29 protein-coding genes are annotated in these 25,693 nt (G+C 27.6%); 2 read left to right on the top strand and 27 right to left on the bottom strand.

Features of this window, described 5'->3' with window-relative positions:
• Positions 1-86: 86 nt before the first annotated feature.
• The 5 genes from OIO11_RS03080 to OIO11_RS03060 form a co-directional block, all read right to left on the bottom strand.
• Positions 87-1,694: a serine hydrolase gene (locus tag OIO11_RS03080; protein WP_268069894.1), complete on the bottom strand. Its 1,608-nt coding sequence runs from the start codon at positions 1,692-1,694 to the stop codon at positions 87-89.
• 99 nt (positions 1,695-1,793) lie between these two features.
• Positions 1,794-2,609, bottom strand: a complete 816-nt coding sequence (locus OIO11_RS03075; protein WP_268069893.1) for a hypothetical protein — start codon at positions 2,607-2,609, stop codon at positions 1,794-1,796.
• A gap of 321 nt (positions 2,610-2,930) precedes the next feature.
• A complete protein-coding gene (locus tag OIO11_RS03070; RefSeq protein WP_268069892.1) occupies positions 2,931-3,089 on the bottom strand; it encodes a hypothetical protein in 159 nt (52 codons plus the stop codon).
• A gap of 67 nt (positions 3,090-3,156) precedes the next feature.
• Positions 3,157-3,288: a hypothetical protein gene (locus OIO11_RS03065; protein ID WP_268069891.1), complete on the bottom strand. Its 132-nt coding sequence runs from the start codon at positions 3,286-3,288 to the stop codon at positions 3,157-3,159.
• The gene (locus OIO11_RS03060) at positions 3,269-3,406 is read right to left on the bottom strand and encodes a hypothetical protein (RefSeq protein ID WP_268069890.1); all 138 of its coding nucleotides are present in this window, start codon (positions 3,404-3,406) and stop codon (positions 3,269-3,271) included. The genes OIO11_RS03065 and OIO11_RS03060 overlap by 20 nt, the downstream gene beginning before the upstream one ends.
• Positions 3,407-3,720: 314 nt before the next feature.
• Between OIO11_RS03060 and OIO11_RS03055 the strand changes: the two genes are divergently transcribed.
• Positions 3,721-3,951 carry a hypothetical protein gene (locus OIO11_RS03055; RefSeq protein WP_268069889.1) on the top strand — a complete coding sequence of 77 codons (231 nt, stop codon included), beginning with the start codon at positions 3,721-3,723 and terminating at the stop codon, positions 3,949-3,951.
• Positions 3,952-3,954: 3 nt separating this feature from the next.
• Here OIO11_RS03055 and dnaB read toward each other — a convergent pair whose 3' ends face one another.
• The 17 genes from dnaB to OIO11_RS02970 form a co-directional block, all read right to left on the bottom strand.
• A complete protein-coding gene (gene dnaB, locus OIO11_RS03050) occupies positions 3,955-5,244 on the bottom strand; it encodes a replicative DNA helicase (RefSeq protein WP_268069888.1) in 1,290 nt (429 codons plus the stop codon).
• A gap of 12 nt (positions 5,245-5,256) precedes the next feature.
• The gene (locus tag OIO11_RS03045; protein WP_268069887.1) at positions 5,257-5,799 is read right to left on the bottom strand and encodes a DnaD domain-containing protein; all 543 of its coding nucleotides are present in this window, start codon (positions 5,797-5,799) and stop codon (positions 5,257-5,259) included.
• 676 nt (positions 5,800-6,475) lie between these two features.
• Positions 6,476-6,679 (bottom strand): DUF3791 domain-containing protein, encoded by a 204-nt coding sequence (locus OIO11_RS03040; RefSeq protein ID WP_268069886.1) that lies wholly within the window; start codon positions 6,677-6,679, stop codon positions 6,476-6,478.
• Positions 6,680-6,690: 11 nt separating this feature from the next.
• Positions 6,691-6,927 carry a hypothetical protein gene (locus tag OIO11_RS03035; protein WP_268069885.1) on the bottom strand — a complete coding sequence of 79 codons (237 nt, stop codon included), beginning with the start codon at positions 6,925-6,927 and terminating at the stop codon, positions 6,691-6,693.
• Between the two features lie 77 nt (positions 6,928-7,004).
• On the bottom strand, positions 7,005-7,253 hold the full coding sequence (locus OIO11_RS03030) for a DUF3990 domain-containing protein (RefSeq protein WP_268069884.1): 249 nt from the start codon (positions 7,251-7,253) through the stop codon (positions 7,005-7,007).
• A 759-nt stretch (positions 7,254-8,012) separates the two neighbouring features.
• Positions 8,013-8,492 carry a hypothetical protein gene (locus OIO11_RS03025; protein ID WP_268069883.1) on the bottom strand — a complete coding sequence of 160 codons (480 nt, stop codon included), beginning with the start codon at positions 8,490-8,492 and terminating at the stop codon, positions 8,013-8,015.
• An 85-nt stretch (positions 8,493-8,577) separates the two neighbouring features.
• Positions 8,578-9,192, bottom strand: coding sequence for a DUF3841 domain-containing protein (locus OIO11_RS03020; protein ID WP_268069882.1), 615 nt, complete (start codon positions 9,190-9,192; stop codon positions 8,578-8,580).
• A gap of 414 nt (positions 9,193-9,606) precedes the next feature.
• Entirely contained in the window at positions 9,607-12,063 is a 2,457-nt protein-coding gene (locus OIO11_RS03015) for a hypothetical protein (RefSeq protein ID WP_268069881.1), read from the bottom strand.
• 6 nt (positions 12,064-12,069) lie between these two features.
• Positions 12,070-14,355, bottom strand: a complete 2,286-nt coding sequence (locus OIO11_RS03010; RefSeq protein ID WP_268069880.1) for a UvrD-helicase domain-containing protein — start codon at positions 14,353-14,355, stop codon at positions 12,070-12,072.
• Positions 14,333-15,220 (bottom strand): hypothetical protein, encoded by an 888-nt coding sequence (locus tag OIO11_RS03005; protein ID WP_268069879.1) that lies wholly within the window; start codon positions 15,218-15,220, stop codon positions 14,333-14,335. Before OIO11_RS03005 ends, OIO11_RS03010 begins: the two co-directional genes overlap by 23 nt.
• Before the next feature lie 116 nt (positions 15,221-15,336).
• A complete protein-coding gene (locus tag OIO11_RS03000) occupies positions 15,337-15,540 on the bottom strand; it encodes a hypothetical protein (RefSeq protein ID WP_268069983.1) in 204 nt (67 codons plus the stop codon).
• A gap of 159 nt (positions 15,541-15,699) precedes the next feature.
• On the bottom strand, positions 15,700-16,860 hold the full coding sequence (locus OIO11_RS02995) for a hypothetical protein (protein WP_268069878.1): 1,161 nt from the start codon (positions 16,858-16,860) through the stop codon (positions 15,700-15,702).
• A 133-nt stretch (positions 16,861-16,993) separates the two neighbouring features.
• Positions 16,994-18,523, bottom strand: coding sequence for a DNA cytosine methyltransferase (locus OIO11_RS02990; RefSeq protein ID WP_268069877.1), 1,530 nt, complete (start codon positions 18,521-18,523; stop codon positions 16,994-16,996).
• 3 nt (positions 18,524-18,526) lie between these two features.
• Positions 18,527-19,549 carry a DNA cytosine methyltransferase gene (locus OIO11_RS02985; protein WP_268069876.1) on the bottom strand — a complete coding sequence of 341 codons (1,023 nt, stop codon included), beginning with the start codon at positions 19,547-19,549 and terminating at the stop codon, positions 18,527-18,529.
• Positions 19,530-19,715 (bottom strand): hypothetical protein, encoded by a 186-nt coding sequence (locus tag OIO11_RS02980; RefSeq protein ID WP_268069875.1) that lies wholly within the window; start codon positions 19,713-19,715, stop codon positions 19,530-19,532. The genes OIO11_RS02985 and OIO11_RS02980 overlap by 20 nt, the downstream gene beginning before the upstream one ends.
• A gap of 347 nt (positions 19,716-20,062) precedes the next feature.
• Positions 20,063-20,656 (bottom strand): nuclease-related domain-containing protein, encoded by a 594-nt coding sequence (locus OIO11_RS02975; protein WP_268069874.1) that lies wholly within the window; start codon positions 20,654-20,656, stop codon positions 20,063-20,065.
• A gap of 34 nt (positions 20,657-20,690) precedes the next feature.
• Positions 20,691-21,893, bottom strand: coding sequence for an HNH endonuclease domain-containing protein (locus tag OIO11_RS02970; RefSeq protein ID WP_268069873.1), 1,203 nt, complete (start codon positions 21,891-21,893; stop codon positions 20,691-20,693).
• Between the two features lie 262 nt (positions 21,894-22,155).
• Here OIO11_RS02970 and OIO11_RS02965 point away from each other — a divergent pair, with 262 nt between their 5' ends.
• A complete protein-coding gene (locus OIO11_RS02965; protein ID WP_268069872.1) occupies positions 22,156-22,467 on the top strand; it encodes a nucleoside triphosphate pyrophosphohydrolase in 312 nt (103 codons plus the stop codon).
• Between the two features lie 59 nt (positions 22,468-22,526).
• Here OIO11_RS02965 and OIO11_RS02960 read toward each other — a convergent pair whose 3' ends face one another.
• The 5 genes from OIO11_RS02960 to OIO11_RS02940 all read right to left on the bottom strand — a co-directional run bounded on the left by OIO11_RS02960 (position 22,527) and on the right by OIO11_RS02940 (position 25,605).
• Positions 22,527-22,670, bottom strand: a complete 144-nt coding sequence (locus OIO11_RS02960; protein ID WP_268069871.1) for a hypothetical protein — start codon at positions 22,668-22,670, stop codon at positions 22,527-22,529.
• Between the two features lie 41 nt (positions 22,671-22,711).
• Entirely contained in the window at positions 22,712-22,939 is a 228-nt protein-coding gene (locus OIO11_RS02955) for a hypothetical protein (protein ID WP_268069869.1), read from the bottom strand.
• Between the two features lie 19 nt (positions 22,940-22,958).
• Positions 22,959-23,693: a Fic family protein gene (locus tag OIO11_RS02950; RefSeq protein WP_268069867.1), complete on the bottom strand. Its 735-nt coding sequence runs from the start codon at positions 23,691-23,693 to the stop codon at positions 22,959-22,961.
• Between the two features lie 219 nt (positions 23,694-23,912).
• Positions 23,913-25,475, bottom strand: a complete 1,563-nt coding sequence (locus OIO11_RS02945; RefSeq protein WP_268069866.1) for an AAA family ATPase — start codon at positions 25,473-25,475, stop codon at positions 23,913-23,915.
• Positions 25,459-25,605 (bottom strand): hypothetical protein, encoded by a 147-nt coding sequence (locus OIO11_RS02940; protein ID WP_268069865.1) that lies wholly within the window; start codon positions 25,603-25,605, stop codon positions 25,459-25,461. The genes OIO11_RS02945 and OIO11_RS02940 overlap by 17 nt, the downstream gene beginning before the upstream one ends.
• Between the last annotated feature and the right edge of the window lie 88 nt (positions 25,606-25,693).

Raw genomic sequence — 25,693 nt, 5'->3', positions numbered from 1 at the left:
CTATGTTGAGACAGCCTTATTTTTTTGTAAAAAAATAATATTGATAATTAAATTTTACACCCCTGGTAGTGTACTTTATTTATTTGTCATTTTACTTTAGTTCCTTTAAATTTTTGCCCAAATTGATATAATTCTATACCAGTAATATTCCCCTTTGAATCAGTATTAAATACTATTTCTGCATCAACAACTTTAAAGAAAACCTTGTTATTAGCTTCAGGGAAAACTTCAAATTTGGGCTGACCACTAGCTTGATAGTAAAGGTGATTTCCTTCCCTTATTATATTAAAATCTACAATCTTATCAATAGAATATTTACCTACATAGTTATTTAATATTTTACTGTCAACTTTAATTTCTTTCTTTTTCTTTGGAAGCTTATATTCACTACCAAAGTATATATCAGCTAAAACATTTGTAAGTGAATCTATATCATAATATCCTGCATTTGTTAGTATGATTATAGTTAAGTCTTTATCTGTATATCTTTTTATGTTACTTGTAAAACCTAATACATTACCTCCATGAAAAACTTCATGACCATATTTACCTTCATTTATCATCCAACCATAACCATAATACGCTGAATTATATATAGGCATTTTTACACATTTTGAAAATATTTTTTCCATGTTTTTTTTATTTACTAATTTTTCTGTATTTAATGCTCTACTCCATTTATATATGTCTTCTGTAGTAGAATATAATGCACCAGCACCATGGACACCATTAAGTATTAGTTCATCATCAACAGGGGAAACCTCTAAATATCCGCTATAACCTTGAGAACTATACATTTTTTCGTTTCCTTTGTAAGCAATACCTGTATCATTCATATTAAGAGGTTTAAAAATATTAGTTTTTAAATAATCTTCATAACTCATGTTACTTACTTTTTCAATTATATATCCAAGTAGAAGATATCCTGAATTACAATATTCAAATTTAGTTCCAGGCTTAAAATTCAGTGGTTTATCTTTAAATAAATTAATTACATTATTAATATTTGTTAAATCTTCGGGTTTCTTTTTCAAAAATTCAGGTAATTGATTAAATATTACAAGACCAGATGTATGAGTAAGCAGATTATATATTGTTATGTCATCTCCATTAGGAAAATCAGGTATATATTTAGAAAGCTTGTCCTGCTCATTAATCATACCTTTTTCAACTAACTGCATTATTGCCATTGCTGTAAATTGCTTTGTCATTGAACCAATGGGGAAAGTTGTTTGTGCTGTATTCTTAATATTTTGCTCAAAGTTTGCCATATTATATCCTTTGTCTAACAATATAGTATCACCTTTACTAACAAGAACACTTCCATGAAAGTTATCTGATTTTTGAAGAAGACTTAAGTATTTATCTAGTTCTTCTGAAATGTTTCTATCCTTTGTAGAAGAATTATCTTTATTAATTTTTACTGTAACATTTCTATTCTTTAAATCTATATCTGCGTTTTGGTCAAATTCTTTTACTATGGGTGCAAGCTGAATCATAAGTTTTGAATTTGAATCCATATAAGCTTTTACACCCTTTACAACCTTACCATTAACATTTATAACAACAGAATTTTCTTGTGTTTGAGTACTTGTTTTTGTAATATGAAAATCATTTGCTGATAATGTAGCAGTTACATTAGAACAGGTAAGAAAAATTGACATTAATATACTAGAAAAAACTCTTTTAATCATGGTCTACTTCCTCTCTTATTTGATGATTTACAGGCTTAAAAATTTTATCGTTAAATGTATAACTTCTTTAATTCTTAATAGTTATCTTAATTGGACAACTTAAGATAATTTATTATATTCCAAAAGAATATATCTTTCATTTTCTTTTTCTATTAGAGCTTTATACCTACCAATTTTATGAGCTGAATCTTTATCATTTTTGCTCCATTTACTATAAGGCTTATAATTATAAAAATCAAATATATTCCCTACATATACATCTACATAAGCTGTCATAGTTTTATCTCCATTATCAATAAGCTTTGTAACTTGAGAAAATGGATATGTTTCTCCATCAGCAGCTGGCATATAAAAGTATCCATTAGAATATTTAATTCCTATACTCTCTGGTATTTTATGTTTACTTATATCCAATTTGAAATATTTTTCTATACTCTCAAATACATATTCCTTAGATATTAATGCATTACTATCTTTATATTTAACTCTTTTAGGATTATTAATATAATTATGATAAAATCCAAATTGTATTAATTCACTATCTGAGATTTTCCCTTTTTGAAATGGTTTTAAATATACTTCAGAAAAATTACTGAAAAATATATTAATTTTTTTATGTTCTTCATCTGTAAGACTAATAATTTTTTCTTTGCTTTGGGTACTATTATCCTTTTTATTTTCCTGATTAGATACCACTTCAGGTTTAATTCCTTTATTCCCTTCTTCTATTTTTACATTCTCATCATTGTTAGAGTTTGTCTTCTTTAACGCTTGAATCTGTGCATTATTCTTTAATTCACTATTTTGTTTGTTAGAATTTGATGTGTTTTGTTTTGAACTGCTGCACCCAATAGATGATATACTTATTAGCAAACAAAATATTAAAATACACATTCTATTATTCATTTTTTTCACAGTTTCATCTCCTTTATATCTTTAATATCTATGGTAGTTTCTTTTGTATAGTTATTAAGATCATCTAAAAATAGTTCTCTTAGCTGCATTTCATCACCCAGTTTCTGTATTAATTATATAAATATTGTGTATGTTTACATTTTTATTATAGCATTTTATGAAGGATTGATATATAAAAACTCAGCAGAATTAACTTATCCTGCTGAGTTTTGGTCATTTATGAGTTGTTCACATCTCCCGGGTGATTGACTGAGGTTGCTATTTAATTTTTCCCCATTGGTACTAAATAATATTTCATTTAATAACTACTTTATAAATACTCTAAAAAACAAAATCTTTAGTTTTTTCTGCGGCCCTTTTTTGCAAAAGGTATTCGCATTCGAATCCGTCTATTCCGTCTTTGCAATAAGGCTCGCCGTATTCCGGGCACTCCTCAACGTCCATATTTTCAAACTCGCACCAGAATAAATTCATACACATTTTTACCCCTCCTCTATATTAGCAATAATTTGCTCTATAATATCTTTCGTCATTTATATTGTAAGTTTTATTTTGATTTTCCCTTCCTTATAAGTGGTAAAAATATTAATTTCAGCTTATCTAAATCACTTAATTCAAAATTTTGCTCTATTTTTTCTTTTATCTTTAAATATATTTTATCACCATTGTACTTCTTCATAAATATATTTTCTACAGCCAATATCTATTTTATTTTCTGCCTTGCTGATATCTGATGAATAAATTACTGCTGTTCTTATTTTTTTATTAGATTTCTTATATAATCTTGCATCATACAATAAAAACCTCTTTAAATTTTCATATCCTTTAGTAGTCTAAAATTCTAGATGCAAATATGTATTAACCTAAAGAAAATATTTCATGCGAACTTTCGTTCATTTTTATTGGCAAATAACACTTCTTAAGAAGTGTTATTATTAAATATATAAATTCTTTATTTGTTAAAAAACAGAAAGCTTTTAATGTTTTGGAAAATATTTCATGTTATAATAGACTTACCTTAAATACATTAGCAAAATAGAATTAGATACATTATGTCTCTACTATTTTTAATGACAAAATAACAACTTTTAAAGAAAGGATTTTGTATATAATGAAAGCAAAATTTTTAAAGAAAGAAATTATTCTTGTTATTTTATCCTTATTATTTTCAAATATATTAGTTGGTTGCTCTATTAATACACCTCCAACTGATTCTGACAATAAAAAGAACTCTTCAATATCACAGAACGAAAAAAAAGAAATATCAAAATCTGGATTCAAGCCATTGGAAGGTAAAACTTTCGTTAATAATGGAATACCAGGGGTGATTATTAAAAATTAAATTTCACACAATCTTCTGCAAATCTGCTTTCCACTTTAATTTTACTGTTCCCACTTTACCATTTCTGTTTTTTGCTATTATGGTTTCTATAGTATCTTTTTCCTCACTTTCAACATTATAATAGGCATCCCGATACAGAAACATAACAACATCGGCATCCTGCTCCAGACTTCCTGATTCTCTTAAGTCTGAAAGCATCGGTCTGTGATTTAAACGTGCCTCTGGTGCTCTTGAAAGTTGTGACAGTGCTATTACTGTAACCTTAAGCTCCTTTGCCATAAGCTTAAGTGTCCTTGAAATCTTAGCTATATCTATGGTTCTGTTTTGTGTTTTTCCCTCACTGTCAATAAGCTGCTGATAATCAATTATAACCACATCAAGACCTTTCTGTATTTTCAACTTTTTACATTCTCTCTTAATACCATTTATAGTGAAGATTTTATCGTATAAACTAAGCTTTGAAGCAGTGATTACACTTGCAGCTTTCATTATCCTTACCCACTGATCCTCATTTAGCTTTGATTCCTTCACAAAACTGTATGGGATTTCTGAGTAATTTGAAAGAGCTCTTTTTAAAATTTGCTCTTTTCCCATTTCCAAATTAAGAAATGCAGCACTGGCACCGCTTTTAAAAACTGCATTGAGGGCTAAATTAAGAGCCATAGTTGTTTTTCCCATAGATGGTCTTGCAGCTAAAATAATAAACTCTTCCGAACATAACCCTCCAAGAGCTTTATCTAAAATATTATATCCAGTCTTAATACCGCTTATTTCTCCACCTTTTATGTATCTTTCCTCCATACTTTTTATAACATCTATCATAGCCTCAGTAATATCTCCATCATCACAGCTGGATACATTTTTCATATTCAGAAAACTATTTTCAAAATAATCCACAATTTCCTGACTTTTTTTATCCTCATTTTCAATATCCTTTTGTGCTTTCTTTATAACTTTTAACAGTTGTCGATTTGCAGATTTTTCTTTTATAATTTCAGCGTAATACTTTATATTTCCAGAAGAAAGAGCACTACCTAAAAGCTGACTTAAATAAGTCAGTCCTCCAACTTCCTTAAGAGAATCACCTAATTTTTCTGCTAAAGCTACCACATCAATTTTTTTCCCCTGCTCATAAAGCTTAACCATTGCATGAAAAATAAGCTTATGCCCATCCAGATAAAAATCACTACTACTTATTATATCTATAATCTCTAATAATCCATTATTATCAAGAAGAATTTCCCCTAGTATACTTGCTTCTGCTTCTTTGTTGCATATTTTGTTTATATTCATAATGCCTTCCCCCTATTCAACATACATATAGGCTTCAGCATTAGCCATAGATTCATTTTTATCTTTTTTATTTTTACTGTTCCAATCACGCTGATAAGCCTTTACAGCATCCGCTGAATAAAGTCCGAGATTATACCAATTGTTTAATATTGAATTTATATAGCTCAAGGTTCTTGCATTATGGTTTACCGCTTCTTTAATGGCTAAAATTATGGCATCGCACTGAACATCCCCTTCCCAGTTCTTTAGCTTCTCATATTCAATGGGAGTAATAGGATGAATATTATTATTAAAGGTCTTTACTACTTCTTTAAAGTCAACATTTTCTATACTTTTTTCTAAATTTTTGTTTTCCTCTGAGATTTTATTTTCTTCAGTTTCTCTGTTATAACCTGTTTCCATCTCTATAATTCTTTTTGGAAGTTCAAAAATGCCGCACTGTGTTGTTTTAGAATTGGTCATAAGATATGCATAAAAAAAATTTTCCTCTGGAGTTAAATCTAGAACAAAATCATCCTGCAAAAATTTTACCTGTAACTGTCTATATAAAGCCATGCAAATCTCCTCCTTAAAATCGTACTTAAAGAGTAAATATGCACTTATGTAAAAAAACTACCCATGCTCTTTAATTTTTTTTATTTTTAACTATATCTCTAACATTTCCAGCAGCAAAGTGTCATTTACTGTAAACTCTTCTTCTTTTTATTCTTCTTTTCTCTTCTTATTATTCCAATAGGTGTTTATAAGCCCCTTGGAAGGTGCTGTATATAAAATACCATCTCAAAAATAAAAAATTTCCACAAAATTAAAACTTCCTAAATTCTTAGGAAGTTCACATCATTATTTATAATGTATTTCACCATACAAATTTTATGTCCAGTAATATTGTTTTACTATGAAATTAATTCACTTAAATTCCGACTTTTTTCGGATTTTTCTAGAGGGTAGTTGCGAGGGAAGGTTTGCCTATCTTCGCTTGCTACTTCATAGTTTTCATAATTTATTATTAGTTATAGTAAATTCTTTACCTTTTACTTTTAATATTAATCCCGCTATTTCTATAACAATATCTTTTTTATGTTTGTTAGTAGTTATTATATTTATTAAATATGTTAACTTGCACTGTAACTGGAGTATGTATAATATGTATAGCCTTCATCTGTTAAGAATATGTAACTCCTCCCTTTAAAATAAGTGATCTGATCATAAGGGAGTTTCTTCTTTCTAAAAATTAATGTTGTCTTGAATTAATATACACATCAATATCTTCCACAATATAGCCTTGTCCTGTTGAATGAAGAACATCATAAAAAGATTTGATATAGTCAAACACCTTGTTGTCATTAAAAACTTTAAGTGCAGCCTTACCGGTCAGATGATGTGCTTGCTTATAGCTTTCAAGACAAAATACTGTAAAATCAATAATTCTATCCATTAGTTATCACCTCACACCTGCGGAAAGCTTATATTCCCGCTATTTCTTTCTTCCAAAAACAGTTCAAACAGTTTTTCTGTGCTGTAGTGCCAAATTTTCATTTCCTCTTGCTCAAGTATTTCATACAAATGTGAAGAATAAAGTTCTATAACAGCCTCTTTATCAGATAGGTTTAGTTCTAATGCAATTTTCTCTACAAGAACAGAACATATGATGGGAAATACCGCATCGAATTTACTTTTATCCATTGCTTTTTCCTCCCAAATCTTCATAATGGTTAAATACACAAGACCCCAATGCTTTCTCTGTATGAAATAATATCTGATTAAAAATTTTCATCAGCAGATGTAAATTCTATGATACTAAGTTCTTTTTTTGCTTTTTCTATATCAAAGTTATATATTGACAAAAACTTTTTACCCGTATTATTTCTTAAACTCACTTTTTCCGCCCAGCGAACCGCTTGCTCTTTATTGCTTGTAGTATAAAAACCTATGCCAAAATCAAGCAAACGATTACTCGGTAAAATTCCAGGTTTTTCCACAACAACATCACTGCCGTGATAGATATTCACTATAACCCCTCCAATGTTTTTGAGATTATTTTATGCTCTTTCACAAGTGCAGATAGCATATTCTCATAATGCTGACGTCTTCTTATTTATTCTTCTATTTGTTCTATCTTTTTTTATACTTATATTTTCTTTAGACAAACTTTTAAGTTCTTTATCGTAAAACCTAATCATTTCTGCATTTCTTTTCTGTTCTTCCCGAATACACTTTTAATTAACATAATTCTCACCACTATTATTATACCCTACAAATTAACTGTATTCAATGAACTTGTAGGGTAAGCTTACTACAGCATTTCATATATTCATAAGTGGTAAAAATATTAAATTCAGCTTATCTAAATCACTTAATTGGAAATTTTGATCTATTTTTTCTTTTATCTTTAAATATATTTTATCCCCATTGTACTTCTTCATAAATATATTTTCTACATAATATTTTATACAGCCAATATCTATTTTATCTTCTACCTTACTGATATCTGATGAATAGATTACTGCTGTCTTTATTTTTTTATTAGTAGTATTAACCTAAAGAAAATATTTATGGGAACTTTCTCTAGAAAATTAAAACTTCCTAAATTCTTAGGAAGTTCACATCATTATTTATAATGTATTTCACCATACAAATTTTATGTCCAGTAATATTGTTTTACTATGAAATTAATTCACTTAAATTCCGACTTTTTTCGGGTTTTTCTAGGGGTAGTTACGAGGGAAGATTTGCCTATCCTCGCTTGCTAATAATTTTCCTTTATTAAATTAATCCATAACACTTTCTTCAAATTTCCTCCATATTTCTTCTTGTTTCTTTTTCTTCCTTTTAAATTGAATATATTTAGGATTAAAAACAATAACGTTCCCTTCTTTTTTTAGTTCGCTCTCCATTATTTCCATTTCCTTCTCTATATCAAGTCTTTTATCCATTTGCTCCTGCATATATTTATTAATATTATTCTTAGTTAACCATTCTTTACATTTGTCATCTATTTCAGTATACTTTAATACATGATCTGCATTATCAAGTCTTTCAGTAAACTCTCTGTATGTTTCATATTGTTCATCTGTAAAGTTATTTATATATTGAAACTCTTTAGTTCCTATCTTAACTGTAACTCTATTCCTTAATTCCTCTTCTTCATTTCTATCCTTTACTTCCTCTTCCTCATTAAATATATCATCTTCTTCTAGCTCTAAAAACACCCTAATACGTTCTAGTATATCTAACTTATCTTTATCCATTTGTACACTTCCTTTTCTTCAATTTAGTTTATTCAATCTCCTTTTTTTCTATATTAATACCTTCTTAATAATATTAAATATTACTTCATCTAGCTTTAAATTCTTTTACATCTATAACCTGATCCCAATGTAATTCCCAAAACACAGCTTGAATTGATTTTAAATTTTTAGGATGATTTACATATTCCTCATACCAATCAAGATCAAAAATTCTCTCCCAACTTTTTTCAGCTCTATTTCTAAAATAATCTAATATCTTTGACTTCTTACTAAAATCCTGCAAATCCAGAATAGTTAAGTTATGTTTTTCCATCTCTTCATCAAATAAATCATCATCTTTTTCATTTAAAGATATGTACCAATAATTCAATACAAAATGGTACAACTCAAAATCTGATAACAACACTTTTTTTTCATCAATTTCAAATTCAATTCTTACTCCTTTTTCACCTGATGATAAATGTCCACTATATCTTAAATCTGGCTTTGTCTTTTTCTCATCCTGCCACTGATACCATGCCCAAACAGGATAAGCATTTGGTTCTGGAATAGGTTCATTAATTCTAACTTTCATCTGCTCTATCATCCATTTATATGCAGGTAAAAAGTCTTCCCAAACATATTTTTCATTACCTCTTAAAATTTTTGTTTTCTTAAATTGTTCATAAGCATCAATCTTTTGAATTGTCCATAATCTCATGTATTTTTCTCCCTTATACATAAATAGAACTTCTTTATTTTAATAATAATTACATTATACAACATTTTATTACAATTTTTCTCTAAATAATTTTATTGGCAATAAAAAAGTACCAGTCACTTTTCATGACAAGTACTATTGTTTTACTATGAAATTAATTTACTTAAATTCCGACTTTTCTCGGGTTTTTCCAGGGGTAGTTGCGAGAGAAAGTTTGCCTATCCTCGCTTACTATTTCTATTTTTAACAAAAGGAGGTCTTTTTTATCATTCTCATCGCTAAAGCTCTTCAGAACTCACCTGTATAGCAGGTGGTATTCTATATACAATAAAAAAGATGCCTATTACAGACTTCTTTCTTGAAATATTTATTTACTATAACTCTTTTGATTTAGAAATAGCTATTATTCATATCTTAATGTTCATTTATTTTGGCATATTTACACTTATCTCTAAAAGAACAATACATACAATTTTCTCTCTTATTGTTAGCAAGTGGTAAAATATCACTTATAATAATATTATCTATACTTCTATTCACTGCACAATTATTTTGTTTAGCTATACTTTTATAAAACTCTGTATTATTTTTTTCGAATTTACTCTTTATCCCATCTCCATTCTCATCAGGATAATACGGTATTAAATCTTCAATTTCCCACGTTTCCTTATTTTTCATATTTTTTCTTGAAATATTTCTAAACTTATCCCTTAACAGCTTAGACAACTGAGGTAAGTCTCGTAATACCTTGTTTATTTTTTCAACACTATTATCTCTAATACAATAAGCCATTAAATTTGGTATGAAATGTTCAAGACAAAATTTATCAGTATACACTTCTCTCCCATCTGATAATTCATAATAAAAATATCTTATTGGACAATACATAAAATATTCTTTTTTCTTATGATTACTTTTTTTATTAAATTTGTATTTATCAATATTAATTGGAGTTAAATTATTATTAGTAAGATCTACATCACCCTTTTTAGACACTAGTTCACTACTTTCTACAAGTAATTTTTCATATAAATGTGTATTATCCGTATCAATATTCGCTAATCTAGTAAAAATCTTTTTTCCTGGGTATTTTAATATCATCCAAAATACATATCTCCCTATTGCCCCTTGATGTTGTAACAAAATAAGCTGCCTAAAAATAAGTTCTTTCGATATACCTGTTTTTATTTTCATTATTTCAGAGAGTTTTTCCTTATTCAATAACCAGCATTCACTAAGTTTTGCTAGTGGAAAATTATCTCTATCAAAATCACATATAAGTACTTCACCATTCTCATCATTAATAATTCCCTCAATAGAATCTAATGTGCAAATTTCAATATTATCCAAATTTTTTTCATCCACACTATTTATGTAAAAAGTAATAGCTTCCAATAAATATTCATTGTTTATCCTAATATTAACTGAGCGATTTTTTAATATTTCTTCTATCTTTTTCAACAATTGTACTGCAATCTCATTATCATCTTCAACATTAACATTATTTATCATAATAGTCTGAAGGTTTTGTAGATGTATTTCCATATCAATACCATACTCATCTTTATCGAAAAAAATAATTTCAGTAATGTTCTTTAACTGCTCTAAAAAAGCTTGAATTTCTTTAATTCTCTTTTTATCCACTGTAAAAGGGCCGTAGTATTCAAGAATCGCTTTATACTTGCAGTTTGAGATATTCTCACGTAGTAATTTAATACGTTCTATCCATTGTTTAAGTGTTTCACAATCAATAAAGTAATGTGCTATATTCTTTAAATCTTCTAAATACTCTTTAGAACTTCCACCTGTATTCAACCTCAAGATACCTGTTTCAAATATTTTGCATAAGCTATCATAACTCATAATAATATCTTTAACATTCTTATTCCATGTAGTATATATCTCCCTTAAAAATATTCCTATAGGATAATATTTAATTGAAAGCTTACCTGGTAACTTACTATTGCCTCCAAATATCGATAGTCTATCAATAATATTATGCCTATTGGTAGCATATATTTTGCTATCAAAATCTAGTATCTTTTTATTATAGGTGTTTAAATCCTCATAAATTCTAAGTTCAATTTTTTCTTTGTTTATCGTATGTTTACTAAATCCATTATCCATCAGATTTGCAAACACATCACTTATATCATTTTTCATACTATTATTATTCTCAATAGTGATTTCTTTATTTTTAAATGTTTCATTTATCATTTCATTTACTCTATCATAGTTCATATTACATAATAGCAAATAATCTATATCAACTTCTCCATCTTTCAGAAGCTGCAATATGAATTCTTGCATTGGAGTTATATAGTAAAATCCCTGTAGTAATATTTTTTTCTTTTTTAAAGTAATTTCTTTACCTACTATTTTATTTACAGCATTACCAAAGTCCGTTTTAAAGCTATCTATATTATTAGTATAATTAAAAACTCTAATATCATAGTCAACAAAATTTTTCTCATAATATACTTCTTCCATTAATTTAACAAAGAATTCTTCTTCATCTGTTTTAAGTTCACCTCTATATTCATCTGGAGTTATAAGAAGCTCCTTTGCATTCCTAATAGCTGAGTATACTTCATTTAAAGATTTTTTAAATCTTAATTTTAAATTTTCATCTACCTTTTCATTTTCTATAATTTTCCTTATATTTACTATATTCTCATACTGCTTATCTCTATCTTTCCAAAAATGAAATATATTATCAATAATTTCTCCTATAGCTATAACGGGTACTGACTCAGCTATTTTCCCTATAAGTTCTGCAGAATCTTTATAAGCTGTGATTATAATATCATACTCTTTTATTTCGATTTTTTTTAGCATATCATAACTATCATAGGTTATTAATTTGATCATTTAATCTCATCCTTTCAGAAGCCCACTTCTCTTAAGTATATCCGCATGAGTTTCTTTCCTAATTTTATTAGGGTATAAAATAATTAACTCATCTTCAACTCTTGTGCATGCAACATAAACCAAATTTATTTCATCTTGTAATATCTTTTTCTTTTCTGCCAACTTCAACTCATTATAGTATTCATTCATTATGTTATTATTCTTTCCGTATATAAAACCAACTTTATTTCCCTGTACTATAAGTTCAAATTCACTATTATTTTCTTTTATGTATTGATAATCAGTTAAATAAATTACCGTATTAAATTCTAATCCCTTTGCTGCATGTATAGTTGTAATTATTACCTTATCATCTGCTTTTCTTTCCTTGGAACTTTTAGTCTCAATATCATGATCTATGTTAAGTTGTAAGAATTGTTCAATATCTTTAAAAGTAGAGGTTATACCATTTTTAATTAGTTCATCCATTATCAGATCTAGATCCTGTCTGTATTCTATGTCTTCATCTGTAGGATTAAGCTTATATATAATTTCAGTTAATATATAGAAGGCAGTTTCATTTTGCAGTTCATCAATTAATTTCATCAAATCCTTTAAAATCTCATCAATCACTTCTATCTTATAATTATTAAGAAATTCTTTTGCATTTATATTAACCTTTTCATTTGTATACCCTGTATTTAACAATTGTACTTTATATAGATATGAATCTTTATACAGCAACACTCTGACCAATGCTAATAAATCCCTTGCTGCTTTGGTTCTAAACAGATTACCCTTATTAAAAGTACTACATCTTACCCCCATATCTACCAAACTGTCAAAAGTTCTTTTAACTTCTGTATTTGTTCTTACAAGTATTGCAATCCTGTCGCTGTGATTAGATTTATAATTATGTTTCTCTCTCAATTTATCAATATATGGAAGTTTATTATTAATAACCTCTTCTATTTCCTTATATAAATTTTTATTGTTATAGTATTTTATTTTTGATATTCTCTTTCCTCCCTTTCTCTGTGCCACCAAACTAGTATACTTTGATTCATCATAAATATTCTTAAATGCATTATTAAGTTCATTTAAAGGTACTTCAGAAGTTCTATAATTAGCTTTCAAGAATATCGGCTTATTTTCAATTATTTGATTAAAATTATCCATAGAATTTGGATCAGCATTTCTAAATCTATAAATAGCCTGTTTTTCATCCCCTACTACCAAAATATTATTTTCAATTAATCTGCAAATACTGCTAAATACAGTAAATTGATCAGTTGAAGTATCCTGTCCCTCATCTATTAATATATATTTGTATCTTGTCAGCTTTTCCCTCTCTCCATTATTGTATACCAACATGTCATTCAATCTAAAATTAATAGTATTCATCATTATCTTATCTTCTTTTATAAGTTCCTGTACAAACTCTTTGTTTACTTTCTCACATACAATTTTAAGCAGACTAATTAAATTTTTAATCTCTAGCATATCCTTACTGCTATATAATAGATAATCATCAATTTTACTAAAATCAATTTTTTCACTCTGAATAAATTTGACCATAAACTTTTTCAGATCGTGAGGATAGAGTTTATAGTCATAAATATTAAACTCCTTAACCTCAAAATATCCATTTATTACATTCTCAATATAATTTGATAGCTTTTCAGTGTAGTTGCTAATAGATACCTCCCTTGAATATCCATACCATGCTCCTAATTCACCTAATAGCATTTTAAAGTATTTATGGATTGTACATATTTTTAGATTATTTATATTTTCTGATAAATATAGACATTTTGTATTTCCTGTTAACTTCCATCTTTCATAAAGTTCATTATATACCTTAGTATACATATCCTCAGTACTTTTATTAGTAAATGTTGTTAAAAGTATTTCTTCTGACCTAGCTCTATCATCCAGTAAAATGTTACATATAGATTCAATAATAGTTCTTGTTTTTCCAGCACCTGCTCCTGCTTTTACTAATAGATTTTTATAAGAAGCACTTGTACTAGCTATATATTGTTCAACATTAAATTCGTCAATTTGCTCTAAAAATTCAAGTTCTTTTTTGGTTATTTCATTATCAATCTTTCTATAATCAATTGCTGTACAATGTTTATATATCAACATTAAATATGTATCTCCAAATATATTTTCTATTAATTTATTTAATTCTTCATATATTTGGTCATGGCAGATAACATATATCCTCTTAGCTTTTTTATACTCTTCTTTAAGTTCATCAATAAATTCTTTGCCGAATACAAAATTACTTGGTATTATGTAAATCATGTTGTTCCTCCCTGAATTGTGTGTCAATAATGTACTTCATCTTCTTTAAATCTACAATATCTATAACCGCATTTTCATCTGGACTATTTTCATATTTCAATGTATTACTTCCAAAATTATGACTAGCATGTAGATACCAATTATCAATTAATGCCTGCTTTATATGTGTATTCTTTTCAATAACCTCAAAATTAGAATAATTACTATTTTCTATTCTTAAATCATTTATAAGATGAATGGTTTTTAAGTGCCTACTATCTGTTTCCTTATTAATCCCATAAAAAATTTTAACTTCCACATTTCTTATTAATGCTGCTTTAATAACTTTTTTAAATTTATCAAATGCATCATTATTAAACCAAGGACATTCCAAGTAAATATGTTGTTTAGAAATTTTAATTGTATCTATTAGCCATTCAATTATCTTCTCACTTTTAATTATGTATTTATCATTCCATTTATCTCTATACCTTATTAATTTTTCTGTTTCATTAATAAATTTATAGTTATTATCATCATTGTTATATATATCACAATCTTTAATTTGAGGTCCTATTAGTAAACACTGTTTTGCATTTACATTTTTTATAACCCTTCTTATATCCTTCAATAAGTTATAGTACATTAATATAGCAACATCAGTATAATGATTATTTTCTATATACTCTGTAACCTCTAATATGGATATCCTTTTATCTAAAAGTAATTTCCTAGATAAAAGCCTTCTCTGCACCTCTTGTTTGAATGTATCTGGCACTATGATAGTTCTTTTTTGATCCTTCAAACTTATTAAATGGTAAATTAATATATTTGTCATTTTATTAGTATCATCTGCATAATAAAATCTACATTTACTCTCATCCATATTCTTATTCTCCTTCTTTTGTCATTACTAATAAATAAAATACCATATGCAAAAACAAAATACAATCATATCACCCCTTGGTGTTTATGGTAAATTTTATCATAAACAAATTGTGTTCACACTTTGTTTACATTCCCCGGGGGACTTTCCGAAGAAACTTGCGACTGAGGTTGCTTTATTGCATCCTCATACGTCATTCTTGGAATTTCTTCTAAATCACAATTTTCATCGGTATAAGAACCATTTCTATCATTCCATTGAAGAAATTCTATTATTTTCGCTCTTCTCTTTTCCTTGTTACAATTAGCTACCATCAACACCTGTATCACCCCTTTAAAATTAAGAAAACCCATATCAAATATAAATTGGATATGGGTTCTCATTATAATAATATATATTTATTTAATTTATTGATACAGTATATTTTATTATTCAAATGCCTTGTCATTAATATTTATATAACACCAATCAGTAATAGATTAGAGCTCTACAACTCCATGCTTGTCCATAATAAGTTTATTATCACCTATCCAAAACACCTTTATTTCATTTTTCTCAAAAAAGGAAATGTGTTTTTCACTGATTGTACCTTCAAATACTACTACCTTTTGTATATCATTGTTTATTTTTTCTTTTACAAAAAACTCTTCATAGTAAAATAACTGCGAAAAAGCTTTTTGTACTTGTTTCTTCTCATCTGGCATACTTCCATCTAATGTCTTTATTTCAAACAATAAAGCTTTATCGTTTTCCTTAACTGCTAAACAATCTACAGGATATTCAAACAGCTTGTACCCCTTTCTTTCTAAATCCAAAGCAATTAATTTTACAATATCTTGATGTCTTTCCGTTCTCTTTTTTCTCGTTGCAATTCCAGTTGATAAATCAAATTTAGTATTTCCTGATGTATCCTCTTCATCACTTACATTAAACTTTGCAATATTATTAAAATCAACTTCTCTTAAATTAGTTTCATGATAGGTATTCTCACCCTCTGTTTCTTTTACTAAAAACTCACTAACATTTGACTCTTCAACTTCTTGATATACAGTTTTTCTTGTAAAACCTTGAGGTTTGAAATCAGAATTTGACATCCCAATAACAATTGTTTTTCCCCCGTCTTCTGTTTTAAGAAAAATAAGAAAATCATTTATGAACAAACATTTTCTTAAATTCAAAAAATTACTATCATCTAAATTTTTTTTACTGACTTGTACTTGAATTGGTGGTGTATCAATTCTGCCAACCTTTTTATAAGTAAATGATTTTATAAGTTCACTCTCAGTATCAATATTGAAATTTCTTACGACTCCATGCTTTGTATTTGCAATTCTTTTTAAATCAATTAGGTTCTTTGAGAATAGAATTACATCTTCTTTAATATCATTAGCAAATTGTACCGGATTACTTTCTAGCAAGTCCCCTTTAAAGAAGAATTTCATCCCAGCTCCAGTTACATGTATATGTGTTTGATTTCCACCCTTACCGTTCCTATTTTCTTTTAGTATACAAACTTTAGGTAGATTTAGAACCAATGCTTGTGTAACATCTTGTAATTCAGCATCCACAACTGAGCTGTCAACCCCTATACCCTTTAAATAATTACCTGTCAAGTTTACAATTTCGGAAATAATATTCATATAACCACTCCTTAATTAATAAGTTTTACCCTATTAATAGAATATCATTTCCTGTTTTTCCTGTCAATCCTGTTTTTTCTAATAACAGGATTGACAGGAAGACAGGTGTTTCTGTAATACAATATAGTCTTAACTATAAGTATTTCTTTACAATTTTCGCTATTATTCTAGACATTAATGGAGGAACACTATTCCCTATTTGCATATATGTTTTAGTATAAGACCCCAAGAAAACATAGTTATCTGGATATGATTGAACTCTTGCAGCTTCTCTTGGTGTTAACCCTCTTGCTTGATATGGATGAATATACATATTACAATCAAATTTCATATGTGCCGTTATTGTTTTACAAATTTCATTAGGCTTTAGCTTATAATATTTGTCTTTAAAAATATCGTTTCTACTTTTATAAGGCATAATATCAGCTATTCTTTCACTATCAGATTTATCTCCCGGTAACATCCTTCCAAATATTTCAATGTCTCTTTCGTTATTAAATCTAGCTTTATGATTAAAAACTAATTTATTAACTCTATGTTGATTTATTAAATCAACATATTCAGTATTAGTAGAGCTTCTATTTGCTTCTATCTTTCTACCAGCTTCTTCAGTGTCTAATTCAGTTGCATTTTTTATTGTTAATGCTTGTAATTCTCTCAAATCTCCAATTGCATTTTCTAAAACATAATTTTTTGTGTTTTGAGTATTATTTTCTATTTCCTCAATAATATCCTTAGCTGTTTTATTTATTTTTTTACCTATATCTGCTCTTACTCCAACATAAATAAGTCTTTCTCTATTCTGAGGAACCGAAAAATCTTTTGCATTAAACAAATGATATGCAACATCATAATCTTCACTCTCTAAATTATGAAAATCTTCTTTAACCTGTTCTGCTACACTCAACATTCCTTTAACATTTTCCATAACAAAAAACTTAGGTTTTAACTTTTCTACACCTTTCACATAATATTTATACAGTACATTTCTTGGGTCATCTATTATTCTCTGCCTATTAGCCATTGAAAATCCTTGACATGGTGGTCCCCCTATTATAACATCAACAGATTCTGAAATATATTCATTTACATTCTCTACTATTTCTTTAATATCCCCAGTAATTATTCTATCCTTAGGCATTTCTAAATGATTAAAGGAATACGTTTCCGTACAAACTGATTCTATATCATTAGCTAATAATACCTTAAAATCATTTTGAACAAAACCTAAACTCATACCACCTGCTCCACAGAAAAAGTCTACAAGTGTAGGTTTTTGATTATCATCTAAACACTTTCTAACCTCTTCTTTTCTATAATAATCCATAAATTTTTTTAACGTATCATCTATTCCTATTTCTATTTCTAAACTTAAATATGTATTTATTATAGATATAAAGTTTTTATAATCTTTACTTAATAAAGCTTTTAAATCATTAATTTCATCAACATTATCTATTGCACCCAACTGTATAAGAAAATCACTAGTTCTTTTACTAACTTCAATATTTTTCATTATTATATCTTTATCAATATTATGTAATTCACAAATGCAATCTAAAAAATCTTTTAAAGTTGATTTTATTTTTTTCTTTTCTGCTAAAGTCATACCAGTTCTAAAATTATTAAACATACTAAATAATTCTTTTTTTAATTCTCTCATAAATTACTCCTCTATCTCTAGTGTAATATTTAAAGCTCTTACAATCTGCATTGCAACATTATATGCCACATCTACTGTAACTGCATTTCCAAATTGTCGATATGCTTGAGTATCAGAAACATTTATTTCCCAATCACTTGGAAATCCTTGTAACTTCCTACACTCATTAGGTGTTAATCTTCTTACGCTTGATATTCTACGCTCTTCTGAATCTTCAAACCTATTTCTATTTTCTATATCTGTAACATAGTTATCTTGAGAAGCTCTATGCATTTTATGCATTGTTGCACATAGAGGTCTTGCAATCTGTAAATCTATTTCAGACCTTGAATAATAATTTCCAGTACCATGTGATAAGATTGTTGGTAGTATTCTTTCGGTTAAAAAATACTTCTTATCTACATTTTCATCTAGAATATCTCTTAAATTTTGTTGTAATTCCATTGGTGCTGGAAACTCAAAATTAATATTATTTTCTCTAAAATATCCTCGGTCAAATGCAATAACAAAAACTCTACGTCTTGTTTGAGGAATACCAAAATCTGAACTATTTAGTACTTGATAAAACACTTCATATCCAAATCCATTGTTATCTAATAGCTCATTTCTAAGAATTGTTTGCATCCTAGCAAATGTTTCTCCCGCATTATGAGTTTCTAAGTTTTTAACATTTTCTAATACTATTACTTTAGGTCTATGTCTTCTTACTATTTGTTCTATAGTAAAAAATAATGTTCCTCTTTCATCATCAAATCCTAGTTGTTGCCCCATCATACTAAAAGGCTGACATGGAAATCCTCCAATTAATACATCGTGTTGTGGTATTTCATCCAATAATTGATTAATATCACCTAAAACTATATGCTCTGATATATTATGTCTATAAGCTTCAACAGCATATCTATCTACATCATTAGCCCACATAATATCAAATCCAGCATTCAGAAAGCCCAAATCTAATCCCCCTGCCCCTGAAAATAAACTTACGGTTCTCAAATGCCTACGTCTATAATTTATTCTTTCCATTTGTACTTTCCAATCCCTTCTTTAAACAGTTTCTTATTTTTTCTGCTCTACTACAACCTTCAAATCTATTATCAATTTCTTGCAATATATAATCCTCAATTCTTGTATTTATTATAACACCTATTTTTTTACGTCCTGAATTCTGCCTTTTTCCGCCTTTTGACATTGTACCGCTCCTTTCAATTATCCTATTTTAACATAACTTAAATTGAATAACAATATCGCATTTCAAACGGAAAATTCAGTTATAAGATATAAGTTGCGTAATAAGTAAATTATATCGAACATTAGTTCTAATGTAAACTATCTACTTGTACCTATTTTATCAACCAATAAATAAAATCTCCGACATATATCGAAGATTTCATTTTTATAAAAATATTCACTTTCTTTAATCCAAATTTAGTAAAAACCTCATTTATTTATGATACGGTTCCCGGTAAAACATTCTAAATAACTATAAACTCTACTAATCTCTACTCTTATCATAAACTCATATAACTACGTAACATATTACCCCATCTTCCTTCTCACACTTCTAACATGCTCTTTCTTCACCACTTTATCCTCTATATTTTGTCTCATTATTTCACTGCAAATTCTATTAACATCTTCCTTAGAAACCACTATCTTATCATATTTTTTAATTGCTCTAATAAGTTGTGTCGTATATATAACGCCATTTATTTTATTTTTCAATGTAGATTTACTACTAAAAACTACAATAGAATAAAAAGGTATATCATATTCCAGTATCTCTTTTAATGCATTTATATGTCCCTTATTCTGCAAAATTGGATTGAAAAATTTATTTTTTGTTCTCTTATTAAGAGTTTGAGTCCAGTACTTATCTCTTTCTTTACCAAATATCCATCCACTATAATTCTTAGTTTCAATTACAAAGATTCCATATCTTGATACAACAATATGATCTATCTGTGTAGTACTTCCACTCTTTCTTCTTAATAATATGTCATTTAGAACTTTATAATTTTCTGCATCAAGTCTTGATAATAACATTCTTACAGATGTTTCCCCTAAAATCCCCTTAACTTTAGGCAAGCTAAGAATAAATGCAACAATAACTAATATAATTAATTCAATCATTTGTATCTCTCCTATTTTAACCTCACTTATTTTTCTAATTAATTTCTATAATACTCCCCACATCCCTAACCTCATACCCCTGATTATATGCAATCTGATACAAAGGATATATGGAATTTCTTAATGATTTATAAAATGCTTCTCTTCCTATACTTTCACCCTTACCTATCAAAGAAGATATATTCAAAGTTTTGCAAGTATTCAAATACTCTTCCAAAATCTTATTTCTTCTTAAAGTTATAAGCGTATTAAAAGCTATGTACTGCATATCACAGAAACCATCAAAATATTTATCCATAGGAACCAAATTATTACTTTTACTACTGTTTATATTCTTAAATGTAGGTACAAGATTCCACATCTCATCATGAAGAACAAAGCTCCATGGAATAAAATGATCTATGCTTATTACTCCGTATTTATTAATATTTTCAGTGGTAAATTCTTGTTTTGTATATATATCTTTCATCCCTATATTTTCTTTTATTATCTGATTCCAAAGTTTTTTTGCATTACCTAAATCCCTTGTATACGGCGGCTCTATCTTCAATGGTATTGCTGGTACATTAGGATTTTTCTTTTGAAGAAAATATATTAGCTTATAGCTTATCCATCCTTTAATTATTGCTTGATTATTCACTATATAGTTAAACCATTCATCATTTATTATTACTCTGCGTTCTCCATTTTCATTTACTATTTTATACAGAACACCATCTCTTTCATTGGATAAATCCTCTATAAGTCTATTCTTTTTTGAATCTTTTAGGCCATGTAATTCTGTTGTAAAAAATGGAGCTATTAATCTATAAGGAACCATCTTATAGAAATTTTTTATCTTCGTATTTAATTCCTTATCCTCATCATTTTCTACCCTGTCTATTATTTCTTTTTCCTTTACAGTACTGTCAAAATCATATCTTCGGCTGGCATATAAAACAACATCATTAAGATTATCAAAAAATCCAAAGCTTAAATGATATTGCAGCAGTGGATACCATGCATTTGCTATCATTCTGCATACTATTCTTTTAAAAGTTATTTCTTTATTTCCTTCTAATATTTCTTTATATATTCCAAGAAACCAATATATCTTATAACTGGCTACCAAATTTTCATAGCTAAGAAGCTGCTCTAATTTTCTTGCTTCTACCCTTTCACTACTTGGAAGTCCTGTAACTATATTTTTATGTATTAAATCAGAAGTTATAATATTTCTTTCATCTATTGTATTCAAGTTTTTTTACTCCCCTTAAACCCCTTTTAATTTTATATATCCCATCCATAATTTTCACATATTGTATACAAATATATTTTAGCATAAGATTACAAATAATGATTATTTTTCACACAAATTCTATAAATATTTATTCTTTTAAATATCCTTTTTTAAGAAGTTTAGAATTTACGAATTTTCCCATAAAGCTTCTTAAATTCTTTGACATTTATATCTATAAAGTCTAGAATTTTAATATAGTAAATCTAAGGAGTGTTTACCTATGAAAATCTACAACAAACTAGTACGTGACAGAATTCCTGAAATAATAGAAAATGCAGGTAAGGAATTTGATATGCACATTGCTGATTCCAATGAAGCTTTAAAGCTGCTTGATATGAAGCTTGATGAAGAAGTTGCTGAATTTCACCAAGATAAAAATCTTGAAGAGCTTGCTGATATTATGGAAGTAATTTTTGCCCTTGCAAAAAACCTTGGATTTTCCGAGGAAGCTCTTTTAAATAAAAGAATCGAAAAAAAAGAAGCCAGAGGCGGCTTCGATAAAAATATTGTATTGGAAAAAGTATATGAATAGCAAAAACTTCTTAAGAATTTTTATTCTAAAATTCTTAAGAAGTTTTATCATCTCATTATTTATTCTCTTATAAATTCAGTACCACACATTTTACAGATAACTTTGTCTGCAAAATCTTCATTTGGCACTTCCTTAATATACAATTTACTGCTGCCACATTCGCTGCATTTCCCTGCATCATACTGCCAATAATCATTCTCCATTTCATAACAATATCTTTGCCATAAAATGAATTCTATAAGTTCTATAGAATATCTTCTAAATCAATCCATTTTATTTCAGAATACATTATGCTAAGTTCATCATGAAATCCCCATCCTATTCCACTAGTATCATCCACAACAGCTTTTAGCCTATTTCCAAGAATATTGAAAATTTCTGAATTGTTATGTTTATTAATAGCATTTACTACTGACTGATACATGCTTTCAATACTGTTATAAAAACTTTCATCTATATCTCCATTATTCATGTTAACCAACTTTTATTTTTCATCCAATAATATATAAATAAGTATCTAAACTCTTTTCAACTGCCTCTGCAACAATATTAATAAAATCCTCAATATCATTTAATATACTAGCTTTTTCTAAAGCTTTCATATATTCTTCTCTATTTTCATTTTTTATAACAGTTACAGGGTATCCATTTCTCATCAAGATTAAATTCATAAGTAGTCTTGCTGTTCTGCCATTCCCATCAATAAATGGATGTATATATACAAACTTAAAATGAAACTCTGCTGCTAGTTTAATGGGATGTTCCTTATCTTTATTCTCTTTATACCATCTAACTAATTCTCTCATTCTTTCTTCTACTAAAAAATGCTCTGGCGGTCTATGTTCACTACCACTTATAAGTACATTAGATTTTCTATATTCTCCTGCATTTTTATTATCTATGCTCTTTAATATAATATGATGTAGATCTTTAATCACTCTTTCTGATATATCAATGTTTTTAGTTATTACATCATCCACATATTCTATTGCTTCCTTATGATTTATAACCTCTAAGTGCTCTCTAAGGCTCTTCCCTTTTCCAATAGTGAGTCCATCTTCTAATATAACTTTTGTTTCTGTTATAGTTAAAGTATTTCCTTCTATAGCATTAGAGTTATATGTTAACTCTACCTCAAAATATTTTTTCAAATTATTTAAAGCTTGTTTGTCTAATGGTCGCTTAGAAACTAACAATCTTTTTTTATCATCTATCTTAGAAAACATATACTATTCACCTCTTCTTTATAATCTAACTAATTTATTTTTCTTATCCCGTATTTTTCTTACTAATATTATATATCATACGTTATTTTTCTTAAATAACAAATTACCTTTAGGAATTTAAGAATTCCCCCTTAAAGCTTGATGAAGAAGTTGCTGAATTCACCAAGATAAAAAACTTCTTAAGAATTTTTATTCTGAAATTCTTAAGAAGTTTTACCATTATACATATACTATAAATATTTCTTTTTCATTTAACTTTATGTTTTCTTGTTTATATTCCTTGTTTTTATTAAAATTGTATACCACTAAATACCCTTTATCTAGCCCCTGAATATCCAGATAATCATCCAATTGATTTAAACCTTTTTTGTGATATTCTAACCCACGCCAGATTTTTAGTTCAATCACATATTTACTTTGATTATAGGTTACCACCACATCTAATCTTTTCTCTTCAGATATTTGAACTTCTTTAAAGTCAAATCCTACTCCATTTACTATAGGTTTGATAAATGCTAAGAATAGTAATCTCCCTTCACGTTCTATAAAATCACTATCTATACTGCTATATTGCTCTTTCATAAATTGCTGAAATTTAATTAGTATTTTTTGAAAGTCCAATTTATTATCTGCTGTAACAAAATTATTTTTATAATTGTATATAGACATTTTATCAGATTTTACTTCTAATTTTGATATTAAATAATCATATATAAACTGCTCATAAATCCTATTATTTAGCTTTACTCTATATTCTTCATCTTTGAAAATCCCATATATATATCCAATATTAACTACTGGATTTGATATATTAAAACTTATCACATTTCCATTAAGAACTATATCACTAACCAAACTGTATAAAGCCTTATTATTTTCTAAGTTTTTAATTAAATCATCAAATAATGTATTATTTTCTCTTAATAATATTTTCACTGCTCTATCTATATCTTCTATTATCCACGGTATTTTATCTGCTCCTAAAAGATTTTCATCAATTATTTGACAAAGTCTGCTTACCAAAAATGGATATCCATTTGTATAGTAATATAGTTTTTCTGATAATTCCTCTGTACTCATTTTTAATTTATTAAAATTACTATATTCAATTAGCATACTCTCTATTTCTTTTGGATTAAAACTCATATCCAAATTAAAGTTAACAGCTATATTCCATGGACTGTTTAGTTTAATTTCTTCATCTTTTCTAAACTTTAATTTTAGGTTCTTAATATCGTGAACACCAACTAATATTACACTATGGAAAGTATAGTCTAATCCATCTACAGCTAATAAGAACTTATCTCTAAGTAATCCTAGAAAGCTTAAAAACAATTCATTATTACTAGCCTTATCTACTTCATCTATTAATAAAATAACCTTTTTATCACAACCAATAATAAAGTTAGTAATAACATCTGATAAATCTTCCAAACTTTTTATTGATGCCCCCGCATTTTCTAATTCCTTTGATTTTTCAATATTAGTAAACCTTAAAGCTTTAGAAAATTTTTTAATTAACTCTTTTCCCAACTTTTCTTCGTCTTCAAACATATAATTGGCAGTACCTTCAAAGCTAGTTCTAATAATTAAGTATTTATTATTAAGTCTTTTAGACAGTCCCGATATTATTGTAGTCTTTCCATATTGTCTTGGTCTATTTATAACAAAATAATCCCCTCTGTCCACCATCTTCTCTATAATATCTAGTTTACTACTTATATCTACCATATAATGTTTATTAAAATTACAGGTTCCTGCAGTATTAAAACTTTTTTCCATAATGTTCACCTCTAACTTCATCAACATCAATATCTTCTAAATCAATCCATTTTATTAATTCTTCTCTACTTTGTTCTTTAAGTATATTCTTTACTTCAGTTACTTTTAATAAGTGTTCATTCTTTTTCATTTTCTTTATCTCCGTTATTCAAATTATTTTAGGTAACTGTTGCCTTTTCAACAACTAGTAATATACTTATCTTTCTTTACATGCTATA

Source organism: Clostridium sp. ZS2-4 (genome assembly GCF_026719745.1).
In the GTDB taxonomy this organism is placed as follows: Bacteria; Bacillota; Clostridia; order Clostridiales; family Clostridiaceae; genus Clostridium_H.
This window is presented reverse-complemented; position numbering and strand designations above follow the sequence as displayed.